This window comes from Bradyrhizobium daqingense (assembly GCF_021044685.1).
Taxonomy (GTDB): Bacteria; Pseudomonadota; Alphaproteobacteria; order Rhizobiales; family Xanthobacteraceae; genus Bradyrhizobium; species Bradyrhizobium daqingense.
Map to the genome: position 1 here is coordinate 3728563 of NZ_CP088014.1, position 12661 is coordinate 3741223.

Genomic DNA, 12661 nt, shown 5'->3' on the forward strand with positions numbered 1-12661 from the left:
AGCCGGGACCCAGCAGGCTGCCTCGTGCTTAGAGAGAGATGGGCCCGGCTCAGCAGCGCACCACGCCGAAGACGGCGTGCTGCGCTGCTCCCGGGCACGAGGGAGCGATCACCCCCGCTTCGCGCGGTCCTTCTCGTTCTGTGCCATGATGCTATCGCGCGCGGTTTTCCAATCGTCGTCGCTCCAGTCGCGGAGCTGGTAGAAATTGCCGCCCATGGCCAGCGCCTGCGCGCCGTCCATGGCGATGGTCTCGCCGTTGATCCAGTCGCAGCCGCCGGAGATCAGAAACACGGCGACGTTCTGCAGTTCCTCCATGGTGCCGACGCGGCCCATCGGGTTCATCGCCTTGGTGCGCGCGCCGGCCTCGTCGCCCGGCTTGATGCGCTTGCTCATGCCTTCGGTCGGGATTTCGCCCGGGGCGATGGTGTTGAGGCGGATGCCGTGCCGGCCCCATTCGGTCGCGAGCGACATCGTCATGGCATGGATCGCTGACTTGCTCATCGCCGACGGCACCACGTAAGGCGAGCCGTTGCGCACCCAGGTCGTGGTGATCGAGACGACGTTGCCGGGCTGCTTCAAGGCGATCCAGCGCTTGCCGACCGCGTGGGTTACGTAGAACGTGCCGTGCATGACGATGTTGGCGACCGCATCGAAGCCGCGCGGCGAGAGCTCCTCGGTGCGGGAGATGAAATTGCCAGCCGCATTGTTGATGAGATCGGTGAGGGGACCTTCGCGGAAGATGGTCTCGATCATCTCTTCGACCGCGAGCGCGTTGCGGATGTCGACGCCATGGCTGGTGACCCGGCCGCCATACTCGGCCATCAATTCGGTCGCGGTCTCGTCGCAGACGATCTTGCGCCGGCCGCAGATATGCACCTCGGCGCCGAGCTGGAGGAAGCGCGCCGCCATCGACTTGCCGAGCCCAGTGCCGCCGCCGGTCACGAGAATGCGCCGTCCGGCCAGAAGATTTTCCTTGAACATGGCTGTTTCTCCCGTACGGATTGTCAGTTAATTGGTCGATTGACTAAATCCGGCCGCCGGCGTCCTGTAAAGCGGCACTGAACAAGAACAGGGGAGAATTCATCCATGGAAGATCGCGTCTCGATCTCGATCTCGGAAGGCGTCGCCGATGTGCGGCTGGTGCGCGCGGACAAGATGAATGCGCTGGATCAGGCTATGTTCGAGGCGCTTGTCGCGGCAACCGAGCGGCTTTCCAAGGACAAGAGCGTGCGTGCCGTGGTCCTCTCCGGCGAGGGCCGCGCCTTCTGCGCCGGTCTCGACATGGGGCGTTTTGCCGCCATGAAGGAGAAGGGCGGCAACGGAATTCCGGGTGGCGAAAATCGCGACCTCACCAAGCGCACCCACGGCCAGGCGAACTTTCCGCAACAGGCGGTGTGGGGCTGGCGCCAGCTTCCGGTTCCGGTGATCGCGGCCGTGCACGGCGTCGCCTTCGGCGGCGGCTTCCAGCTTTCGCTCGGCGCCGACATGCGTTTCCTTTCAGCCGATGCGCGCATGTCGATCATGGAGATCAAATGGGGCCTTGTCCCCGACATGGCGGGCACGCCGATTCTGGCCTCGCTCGTACGCGACGACATTCTGCGCGATCTCACCTATACCGGGCGCATCTTCTCCGCACAGGAGGCGATGGCTTACGGCCTCGCCACGCGCATCTGCGACGATCCGCGCGCGAGCGCTCTCGAAGTCGCACGCGAGATCGCCGGCAAGAGCCCCGACGCGATCCGCGCCGCAAAGCGGATGCTCAACAATCTCTCGATCGATCCGGGTCCGGCACTGCTCGCCGAGTCCGTCGAGCAGCAGAAGCTGATTGGCAGTACGAACCAGACCGAGGCGGTGAGGGCGAACCTAGAGAAGCGCGCGCCAAAATTTGCGGATTGATTACGTCTCCGTCATGGCCGGGCTTGTCCCGGCCATCCACGTTCTTGATGCAAGCGACAAAGCAAGGACGTGGATCACCGGGACAAGCCCGGTGATGACGACCAACTGCCACCGTCGCTGGCAACAAAGAAAAACAACAATGAGCGAAACGTCCAACTTCCTCGGCATCGTCTCTGGCGAACGCCGCCGTTCCCATGCCGAAGTCGCAGCCCGCGCCGACCGCATCGCCTCCGGCCTTGCCAAAATCGGCGTCAAGCCGGGCGACTGCGTCTGCATGCTGATGCGGAATGACATCGCCTTCCTGGAGGCGGCCTATGCCGCAATGCGGCTCGGGGCCTACGGCGTGCCGATCAATTGGCACTTCAAGCCGGAGGAGATCAGCTACATCCTCGGCGATACCGGCACGTCCGTGCTGATCGGACATGCCGACATGCTGCATGCCCTGCGCAATGCGATTCCCGCAGATGTCACCGTGCTCAGCGTGCCGACGCCGCCGGAAATCATCTCCAACTACAAGATTGACCCCGACCATCTGGCGCCCCCTGACTTCGCAGTCGATTTCGAATCCTGGCTCGCGCAGCACGAGCCCTATGACGGCCCGGTCGTGCCGCAGCCCATGAACATGATCTACACCTCGGGTACGACAGGCCATCCCAAGGGCGTCCGCCGCAATGCGCCGACGCCGGAGCAGCAGGCGGCCGGTGAGCGCATGCGCGCGATGATCTATGGGCTCAAGCCCGGCGCCCGCGCGCTGCTGCCGGGACCGCTCTATCATTCCGCGCCGAACTCGTTCGGCATCCGCGCCGGCAAGCTCGGCGGCGCGCTGGTTCTGATGCCGCGCTTCGAGCCCGAGGAATTTCTCGCGCAGATCGAGCGCTACGAGGTCGACACCATCTTCATGGTGCCGACCATGTTCATCCGCCTGATGAAGCTGCCGGAGGCGGTCCGCAAGAAGTACGACGTCTCCTCGCTGCGTCACATCATTCACGCCGCAGCACCGTGCCCGGCCGACGTCAAGCGCGCCATGATCGAATGGTGGGGGCCGGTGATCTACGAGTTCTACGGCTCGACCGAATCCAGCGCCGTCACCTTCGCAACATCAGAGGATGCGCTGAGGAAGCCCGGCACGGTCGGCAAGGTGTCGCCCGGCGCAGAGCTGCGCTTCATCGGGGAGGATGGCCGCGTGCTCGGTGCCGGCGAAATCGGTGAGATCTATTCTCGCATGGCCGAGCTTGCCGATTTCACCTACCACAACAAGCCGGAGAAGCGGGCCGAGATCGACCGCGACGGCTTCATCACCTCCGGCGATGTCGGCTATATCGACGAAGACGGCTACGTCTTCATCTGCGACCGCAAGCGCGACATGGTGATCTCGGGCGGCGTCAACATCTACCCGGCCGAGATCGAATCGGTGCTGCATGCCGTTCCCGGCGTGCATGATTGCGCGGTGTTCGGCATCCCCGATGCCGAGTTCGGCGAGGCGCTGATGGCGGTGGTGGAGCCGCAGGCCGGCGCCACGCTCGATGCCACCGATGTCCGCGCCGCGCTGAAGGCCCATCTCGCCGACTACAAGGTCCCAAAGCACATCGAGATCCGCAGCGGCCTGCCGCGCGAAGATTCCGGAAAGATCTTCAAGCGCCGGCTGCGTGATCCCTATTGGGAGCGGGCGGGACGGAGGATCTGACGATATCGGAGGGTGGACAAAGCGGAAGCGTGACTACCAATTTTCGCTTACGCATAGAGAAGCGCGCCGAAGTTCGAGGGGGCGGCAGCCGAGGCCGCCGGGCACACGCTGGAGTAGCAATAATCGGCCGGCTCGGCTAAGTTGGCGTTCCCACGCCAACCGCTGCGATCATTCATGCCCTCATACCGTGCCAGTCCTGGTTTCTTCGAAGTCCCCCATGCCGCCGTCTACGTGCTGATGACGGTCACTGTCCTCGCGTCGGGTTTCTGCTTCATCCTGGCGGGCGGCGCGTCGGCGCCGGCGGAGTTGCTGTATCGGTTCGGCGGCATGTATGCGACCGCAATCGCGCGGCACGAGTACTTGCGCCTCGTCGCGTATGGCTTCCTGCACGTTGATTTCGTCCACCTCACCATGAACATGTTGTGCCTGGTGCTGTGGGGCGCGCATCTCGAGCGGCGGGTCGGGCCGGCCTATTTCCTTGTCATCTACCTCTGCGCGATGGTGTTAGGTGCCGTCATAGGCAATGGCATCCATTCCACGCCTTATTTGACAGTCGGCGCGTCCGGCGCCACGTCCGGCATCCTCGGCGCGCTGCTCTGCCTGTGGATACTCGGCAAGCTCGACGTCGGGTTCGACTTCTTCGCTATCAACATTGGATTGAACATTGCGTTCGCGTTCGGCAATTCGCGGGTAGACTGGGGCGTCCATCTCGGCGGTTTTGCAGCCGGATTGATCACCTGCGCACTGCTCGACCTTGTCGAAAAAGCGAATGCCTGGACGCTTCGTTGCAAGTTTCCCGAGGTCGTCAAGGTCAACCTCATCCTGCTAGCCTGCGTCATGGCGCTGTGGGCGTGGAGCGGTCCGGCTCAGAGCATCGCTACAGGCGCTTCCGCATGGGGGCTGATGGCCGTCATCGTGGTCGCATGCTGTGCCGTCGTGAAGATGGTCGATCTCGCGCTCTCCATGAAAAAGGGACTCGCGGTCGTCGTGCCGGCCCTGGCCGGAGCGAACGCTGTTGCTGTGCTGTTGTGCGGTTGGGCGCTGACATTTGCTTGCTGGCCGCACATGCCAATTGGATACATTCCGCTCGATCTGTTTCTTGTCATGTTCTGCCCGAATTCCATTCTCATCTCCGGACTTGCCGCGGTTGGCGTCGCCGCGCTGACGCTTGGTCTCGGTGCGAAGGAGATTCTGCGAGGGATCGCGGATGTTGGATTTGTCGGCACGTCACTGCAAGCTGAACGCAGTCGTCGCCATGGTCTTTGATTTCCGGAGATCGCACCCTATATGCCTGCTTGTTGAACGCGGATAATCTCGAGGCTCCTGAATCCCATGACCCCCGTATCCATTCTCCTCAACATCCTCTGGATCCTCATCGGCGGCGCCTGGATGGCGTTCGGCTGGCTGATCGCCGCAATTGTCATGGCGATCACCATCATCGGCCTGCCCTGGGCGCGGGCGGCGTTCAACATCGCCGTCTACACGCTGCTGCCTTTCGGCTCGCGCGCGGTCAACCGCTACGACGTCACGGGTGTCGAGGATATCGGCACCGGCCCGCTCGGGGTGATCGGCAACATCATCTGGTTCGTGCTCGCCGGCTGGTGGCTGGCACTCGGTCACCTCGTGACCGCGGTGCTGCTCGCGGTCACCATCATCGGCATCCCCTTCGCATGGGCCCACCTCAAGCTCGCGGGCATCGCGCTGTGGCCGATCGGCAAGGTGATCGTGCCGGCTTAGGACGTTGCCTCAACGTCGGCGTTCGGCGGCAGGGCGCAGCCATGTGGCGCCGTCGCGGACTCAATCGCGCGGGCTACTTCTTTTTTGGTGTCAACCAGTCCTCGTCTTCCAGGGACGGTGCTTGTTTCTGCTGTTCCAGGATTTTTCTGTACTCCTCCGGGATCACCTGGCTGCGAGATGCTTCATGCAGCGTGTGTGGGAACCAGGTCGCAATTCCGGGGAAGGCAATCATCAGGCCAACGCAGATCACCTGCAGCACCATGAACTGGAACATGCCAGCGTAGATCGTTCCGAGACTCCAGCCCTTGACCACCTGCTTGAGATAGTACGCTGACATGGCGACGGGCGGCGACAGGAAGGCGGTCTGCAGCACCACCGCAACCAACGCTCCGAACCATATGAGGTCGATGCCCATGCCTTTCACGACAGGATAGAAGATCGGCAGAAACACCAGGATGATGGCCGGCCACTCAAACGGCCACCCCAGCAGGAAAATGAGAAGAAGCACGACAATCAGCATGAGGCTCGGCGGCAACTGCAGGCCGAGCATCGTCTCGGTGATCCAGTTCGCTGAGCCAAGGCGGGCGAACACCGCACCGAAAATGTTCGACGTGACCGCCAGCAGGAGGACCATGCTCGACGTCGCCATCGTCGAGATCAGCGCCCGTTGCAGTCCGCTGAGCGAGAACCTGCGATATGCGATGGCCAGGATCAGCGCGCCGACGCTGCCGATGCCGGCGGCCTCCGTCGGCGTCGCAAGCCCCCCGATGATCGAGCCGAGCGTCGCCGTGATGAGCCCGAGCAGCGGCAGCGTGCCGACGGCCACCTCGCGTGCAATGTATCCAGCGGAGTAGATCCGCTCATCCTTTGGCACTGGCGGCCCGAGCTTGGGATTGATGAAGGAGCGGCCCATCAGATAGATGATGTAGATGCCGGCCAGCAGAAAGCCCGGTCCGAAGGCTGCAGCATAGAGATCGGCGACCGAAACTCCGAGCACCGGCCCCATCACGATCAGCATGACCGACGGGGGAATGAGAATGCCGAGCGTGCCGCCCGCCGTGATGGTGCCCGCTGAAAGCTTGGCATCATAGCCCGCCTTCGTCATGATCGGCGATGCCATGATGCCAAGAACGGTGACGGCTGCGCCGACGATGCCTGTCGCCATCGCGAACACGGTCGAGGTCAGGATGACAACGAGGAAGAGTGCGCCGCGCACCGGCGCAAGCAGCATGCGGAACGCCGTAAAAAGGCGCTCCATGAGTCCCGCCTGCTCGGTGATGAAGCCCATGAAGATGAACAGCGGTACGGCGGCGAGAAGTTCTTCCTTCATCATGCCGATGGTCTGGAAGTAACCAAGCTCGAAGACCGTCCCGCCCATGCCCCAGTAACCGAAGGAGAAGGCGAGAAACAGCAACGTGAACGAGATCGGCACACCGATGAAGATCGCGCCCAGCAGCACCAGCAGCATGATGAGGCCGATGAGCGCTTCTGCGGTCATATCTCGACTTTCTCCTTATGCTCCAGCTCGACGCCGGTGCGCGCCATGTAGATGCTCTTGATCAACTCGGACACGCCCTGGACCAGCAGCAGGAGGCAGGCGAGCGGCACGACGAATTTGAACGGCCACAGCACGGGCCGCCAGGGAGTCTGGTCCGAAGTCTCGTTGATCAGCCAGGCGTAGTGAAATTCGTTCCAGCTGATCAGGAACAGCATGATCAGGCTCGGGAAGAAGAAGACGACATAGGAGATCGTATCGATCCAGCCCTTCCTACGGATCGAGAACTTCTCCCAGAAGAAGTCGGTACGGATATGAGCACCCTTGTGCAGCGCGTAAGCGGCGCCAAGCATGAAGAGCGAGCCGTACAGCATGTAGGTTGCGTCGTAGGCCCATATGGTCGGCGCGTTGAACAGGTAACGCGCCCCAACCTCATAGGCGACGGCGAGAACCAGCGGCACCGAGAGCCACGAGATGATCGTGCCGGTCCGGTCGGTGAAGCCGTCGATCATCCTGACGATAGCCAGAAGCGCCGGTGGCTGCCCGCCTGTTATCTCAGCCATGCCTCGCCCCTTTCGCCGATCATTCGTGCGGCGCAAAACAGGCCGCCTGCGTGCGAATTGAGGGCGGTCAAATCGGCCGCCCTCGGAGGAAGTCCTATTTCTCGGTTGGGAAGTAGTAATTCGCCATGAAGGAGTATGGCGGGAAGTAAGACCTCTTGTACGGCACCACAGCGCTGGCATACGCCTTCTGCGAGTCGTGCACCTTCTTGAAGAACGGGTTCCTGGCGCCCTCAGCGGCCGCGATCTCGTCCCACTTCTTGATGAAGGCCAGCAGGATCTCCGTCGGCGTGCGCAGGATCTGTACGCCGTGCTTCTGCTGCATCTCAATCAGCGCATCGGCGTTCTGGCGCTGCCACTTGGTCCACCAGACGAGGAATGTCTCGTTGGCCGCCGACTTGATGATCTCCTGATGTTGCGGGCTGAGCTCCTTCCACACATCGCCGTTGATCACGAGCTCGCCGACCGTCACGTTCTCATGCAAGCCGGGTGAATAGTGATACTTCCAGACGTTGTGGAAGCCGAGCTGCATGTCCTCGATGCCGCCGACCCATTCGGCGCAATCGATCACGCCGCGTTGCGCGGAGGGAATGATTTCTCCGCCCGGCATGTTGACCACCGTGAAGCCGAGCGCCTGCCACACTTCGCCGGCCATGCCGGTCTGGCGGCATTTCATGCCCTTCATGTCCTCGACCGTCTGGATCGGCTTCTTGAACCAGCCGAACGCCTGCGGCCCTGCAGGCAGGATTGGAAACACGACGAGGTTGAGCTTGAGCTCCTTCTGATAAAACTCGTTGTAAAGCTCGAGGCCGCCGCCGTGATAGAGCCAACCCATCACGTCCACGAAGTCCATGCCGAAGGTGCCGCCGGGACCGCCGGTGAACAGGATCGCGGTCTTGTTCTTGCCGGTCCAGTAGCCGGCCCACGCATGCGCTCCGTCGAGCACCTTCTTGTTGGTTGCGTCCAGCACCTCGAACGCCGGCACGACCTGGCCGGCGGGCATCGCCTCGATCTTCAGCGCGCCGGCTGACAGCTTGTTCACTCGATCGACGAAATAGGTGAAGTTGTCATAGAGCGTGAGCGACGCCGGCCATGTGGCCTGCATCTTCAACACCTTCGTCTGCGCCATGACTGTTGTGGTGGATACGACAAACGCCGAAGCGATCAGGGCAACGGCGACCAGTCCCAGAAACATGCGTTTCATGAGCCATCTCCTCCCTTGGACAACGTGACCGCGGCGAACTATTCTCTTCGTTGTTCTTGGTCGCCAAGTCTTCAAACCACGTCTGTCATCATTCTGCCACCATCGCCGCAAGTTGTCATCTTGCTTTCTGGCCGTAGCAAGCGCTGGAAGTGGACATGGTCGAGACGTCAGCTCTTTGCCCTTCGGCGACGAACCTCCATTCGTTTGTTGCGCTGTCTGTCGGTGGCAAACCAGACGCCGGGGGGCGCCCTTCGCTGCTGCGGGACGCGGCCAGGCGATGCGGCGCACACCATGCCTCGCGTTGCCCGACGGGCAAAACACGCCAATGCAGGTCAAGTGGCGGGAGTGCAAATATTCTGATTGACCGAATTCGCAATTTCGGCTAAACCGCATTCCATCCCGGCCGGTCAAAGGGGCGTTTCGCGAGCGTCACGAACCGTAGGCCGGGATGCGATGGACACGGCAGCGCCGACGCGTGACGGGATGGCAGGGCGGGCGAACCCCGTGAGCCGTCTCGATCCGCGGCACGACACGGCGCGGTCACAGCGTTTCTTTTCGGCGCCGGGGGTGAGCACGCGCGAGCTTCCGGCCGCCCGGGGAGGAACGTCCGCGTACGGCAAAAGCGTGTGGTCCTGACGCCCGGGGTCTGTGCGTCAAGGCTTGCGGTGATGAAGCGGCCCGACCGGGAGCGCGCATCAGCGATCCGCAAGGCGACGGGGGCAATAGTGCATCGCTCCCCGGGGAGAGCGCGCCATAAGCCGTAACACCATTGCGCAGGGAAGGCCGGGCGTCCGGCATCACCTGTGGTCAACCCCGCGTGCGTCTTGTCGCGTGCGGACTTCGGGTGCCAGCCGGCGCCCGGCCTTTCCTGCGCCCTTTCTTCTCGATGAGGGCGGAACGGACAGCAAAGCTCGGGCGAAATGTGCCGCGAGATCGCGGAAGTGTGTTTACGGAGATAGACCAGGCAGCTCTCGTGCCCCGGACGCAGCGCTCCTTCAGCAGTGCGCTGTAGAGCCGGGGCCCATGTTGCCGCGTGTACGCGGTGGCTGCGTGGGTCCCGGCTCTGCGCAGCAACGCTTAGGGGGCGTTGCTGCTTGTCCGGGACACGAATGCGGCAGTGTGCGCCGCTCCCAAGTTCATCTTGCGCTGCGGCAGAAAAATATCGCACACTCGACAGGCCGGGGAGCCACAGGGAGCTCTGCAAGAGGAGCGAGCCATGTCCCTCCAGACCATATCATCCGACAGCACCGACACTCGCCCAAACCGCCCCGAGGACGCTCAGGCTCTAGAGGCCGAGGCGCGGCTGCGGGACGACATCCGGCTGCTCGGGCGCATCCTCGGCGACACCGTGCGCGACCAGGAGGGTGCCGATGTCTTCGATCTGGTCGAGCGCATCCGCCAGACCTCGATCCGGTTCCACCGCGACGAGGACCGGCTTGCCCGACGCGAGCTCGAGCAGATCCTCGACGGCATGTCGATCTCCGAGACGGTGCGCATCGTCCGCGCCTTCAGCTATTTTTCCCACCTCGCCAACATCGCCGAGGACCAGAACAACATCCGCCAGATGCGGGCCCGCGGCACGGGCAAGAACGCCGGCGTGCTGGCGGAGACGCTCGCCCATGCCAAGGCAGCGGGCATCGGCCCCGATGCGCTGCGTAGCTTCTTCAAAACGGCGCTGGTCAGCCCGGTGCTGACCGCGCACCCGACCGAGGTGCGCCGCAAGAGCACCATGGACCGCGAGATGGAGGTCGCCGGCCTGCTCGACCGCCGCGAGCGTGTGGCGCTGACCGCGGAAGAGGCAGAGGCCAGCGACGAGCAGCTTCGCCGTGAGGTGCTGACGCTGTGGCAGACAAACCTTTTGCGCCGAACCAAGCTCACGGTGCTCGACGAGGTCTCCAACGGCCTGTCGTTCTACGATTACACCTTCCTGCGCGAGGTGCCGCGCCTCGTCAACGCGCTGGAGGACCGGCTGGAGGAGGGCGGCGAGGCTGCCGCCAGCGAGCTCGCCTCGTTCCTGCGCATGGGCAGCTGGATCGGCGGCGACCGCGACGGCAATCCCTTCGTCACCGCCGACGTCATGCGCGGCACGCTGCGGCTGCAGTCGAGCCGCGTCATGCAGTTCTATCTGAACGAACTCCATGTTCTCGGCGCCGAGCTGTCGATCGCGGCCCATCTCGCCGACGTCTCCGAAGAGCTGCGGACACTTGCGGAGCGCTCGCCGGACACCTCGCCGCACCGGAGCGGCGAGCCCTATCGCCTCGCGGTGTCGGGCATCTATGCGCGCCTCACCGCGACGGCCGAAAAGCTCGAGGTCGAGATCACGCGGCGGCCGGTTGGCAAGGGCAAGCCGTACGAGAGCGTCAAGGAGCTGCAGGCCGATCTGGACGTACTGCATCGCTCGCTGATCTCCAACAACGCCCGCGTCATCGCGCGCGGCCGGCTGCGGCTCCTGCGGCGCGCCGTGGACTGCTTCGGCTTCCATCTGGCGCGGCTCGACATCCGCCAGAACTCCGCGGTGCACGAGCGCACCATCGCGGAGCTGATGGACGCTGCCAATCCCGGCATGTCCTATCTCGCGCTCGGAGAAGAAGCCCGCATCTCGCTGCTCACCAACGAGCTGCGCTCGACGCGCGCGCTGGTCTCGCCCTTCGTCAAATACAGCGACGAGACCATGGGCGAGCTCAACGTCTTCCATGCCGCCGCGGAAGCGCATGCCAAGTTCGGCTCGGACGCGATTCCTCAATGCATCATCTCGATGTGCAAGGGCATGTCCGACATGCTCGAGGTCGCGGTGCTCTTGAAGGAAGTGGGCCTCGTCCATCCCTCCGGACGCAGCGCCATCAACATCGTGCCGCTGTTCGAGACCATCGAGGACTTGCAGGCCTCCTCCGGCATCATGGACCGCATGCTCTCGCTGCACGATTACCGCCGCCTCGTCGACAGCCGCGGCAGCGTGCAGGAGGTCATGCTCGGCTATTCCGATTCGAACAAGGATGGTGGCTTCGTCACCTCGGGCTGGGAGCTCTACAAGGCCGAGATCGGCCTCGTCGACGTGTTCGAACGCCACGGCGTTCGCCTGCGCCTGTTCCACGGCCGAGGCGGCTCGGTCGGCCGCGGCGGCGGCCCGAGCTATGACGCGATCATCGCCCAGCCCGGCGGCGCCGTGAACGGCCAGATCCGCATCACCGAGCAGGGCGAGATCATCTCATCGAAATATTCCAACGCGGAAGTCGGCCGCAACAATCTGGAGATCCTTGCCGCCGCGACGCTGGAGGCGAGCCTCTTGCATCCGCGCCAAAGCGCGCCGCGCCGCGAATACCTCACCGCGATGGACGAGCTCTCGAACCTTGCCTTCAAGGCTTATCGCGGCCTCGTCTACGAGACCGACGGCTTCGTCGATTATTTCTGGTCATCGACCGTCATCAACGAGATCGCGACGCTCAACATCGGTAGCCGTCCGGCCTCACGCAAGAAGACCCGCGCGATCGAGGATCTGCGTGCGATTCCCTGGGTGTTCTCCTGGGCGCAGTGTCGATTGATGTTGCCAGGCTGGTACGGCTTCGGCAGCGCGGTCGAGCAGTGGATCGCAGAACATCCCGACAAGGGCATGCCATTCCTCAAGGAGCTCTACAGGGAATGGCCGTTCTTCCGCATGCTGCTGTCGAATATGGACATGGTGCTGGCGAAAAGCTCGATCGCGATCGCTTCGCGCTATGCCGAGCTCGTGCCGGACGAAGCCCTGCGCGAAAAGATTTTTGGCCGCATCCGCCGCGAATGGCATTCCTGTATCGAGACATTGCTCGACATCATGGGCCAGGACCGGCTGCTTCAGAGCAACCCGCTGCTGGAACGCTCGGTGCGCCACCGCTTCCCCTATCTCGACCCGCTCAACCACGTGCAGGTCGAGCTACTCAAGGAGCACCGCGCGCAGAACCCGGACGAGCAGGTGCTGCGCGGGATCCAGCTGACGATCAACGGCATCTCGGCGGGGTTAAGGAATACGGGGTAGGAGCTACTCCCTCGGTCGTCATGGCCGGGCTTGAACCGGCCATCCACGTGTTTCAGCAAGCGCAGACGCGTGGATG

9 protein-coding genes are annotated in these 12661 nt (G+C 63.3%); 5 read left to right on the top strand and 4 right to left on the bottom strand.

The genetic code is table 11. The features are described from left to right. Window positions 1–108: 108 nt before the first annotated feature. Window positions 109–981, bottom strand: a complete 873-nt coding sequence (locus LPJ38_RS17770; RefSeq protein ID WP_145627877.1) for an SDR family oxidoreductase — start codon at window positions 979–981, stop codon at window positions 109–111. Window positions 982–1086: 105 nt separating this feature from the next. On the opposite strand from LPJ38_RS17770, the gene LPJ38_RS17775 reads away from it, so the two are divergent. The 4 genes from LPJ38_RS17775 to LPJ38_RS17790 all read left to right on the top strand — a co-directional run bounded on the left by LPJ38_RS17775 (window position 1087) and on the right by LPJ38_RS17790 (window position 5317). Further along, window positions 1087–1896, top strand: coding sequence for a crotonase/enoyl-CoA hydratase family protein (locus tag LPJ38_RS17775; protein ID WP_145627873.1), 810 nt, complete (start codon window positions 1087–1089; stop codon window positions 1894–1896). 139 nt (window positions 1897–2035) lie between these two features. Further along, on the top strand, window positions 2036–3580 hold the full coding sequence (locus LPJ38_RS17780) for an acyl-CoA synthetase (RefSeq protein ID WP_145627869.1): 1545 nt from the start codon (window positions 2036–2038) through the stop codon (window positions 3578–3580). Between the two features lie 174 nt (window positions 3581–3754). Further along, window positions 3755–4846, top strand: coding sequence for a rhomboid family intramembrane serine protease (locus tag LPJ38_RS17785; RefSeq protein ID WP_145627866.1), 1092 nt, complete (start codon window positions 3755–3757; stop codon window positions 4844–4846). Between the two features lie 66 nt (window positions 4847–4912). Continuing rightward, on the top strand, window positions 4913–5317 hold the full coding sequence (locus tag LPJ38_RS17790) for a YccF domain-containing protein (RefSeq protein ID WP_145627863.1): 405 nt from the start codon (window positions 4913–4915) through the stop codon (window positions 5315–5317). Window positions 5318–5390: 73 nt separating this feature from the next. Here LPJ38_RS17790 and LPJ38_RS17795 read toward each other — a convergent pair whose 3' ends face one another. From LPJ38_RS17795 to LPJ38_RS17805, 3 genes are all read right to left on the bottom strand, one after another. After that, entirely contained in the window at window positions 5391–6815 is a 1425-nt protein-coding gene (locus LPJ38_RS17795; protein ID WP_145627859.1) for a TRAP transporter large permease, read from the bottom strand. Beyond that, entirely contained in the window at window positions 6812–7375 is a 564-nt protein-coding gene (locus LPJ38_RS17800) for a TRAP transporter small permease subunit (protein WP_145627856.1), read from the bottom strand. Before LPJ38_RS17800 ends, LPJ38_RS17795 begins: the two co-directional genes overlap by 4 nt. A gap of 94 nt (window positions 7376–7469) precedes the next feature. Further along, window positions 7470–8576, bottom strand: coding sequence for a TRAP transporter substrate-binding protein (locus tag LPJ38_RS17805; RefSeq protein ID WP_158644727.1), 1107 nt, complete (start codon window positions 8574–8576; stop codon window positions 7470–7472). Between the two features lie 1216 nt (window positions 8577–9792). Here LPJ38_RS17805 and ppc point away from each other — a divergent pair. Continuing rightward, entirely contained in the window at window positions 9793–12585 is a 2793-nt protein-coding gene (ppc, locus tag LPJ38_RS17810) for a phosphoenolpyruvate carboxylase (protein WP_145627847.1), read from the top strand. Window positions 12586–12661: the final 76 nt, after the last annotated feature.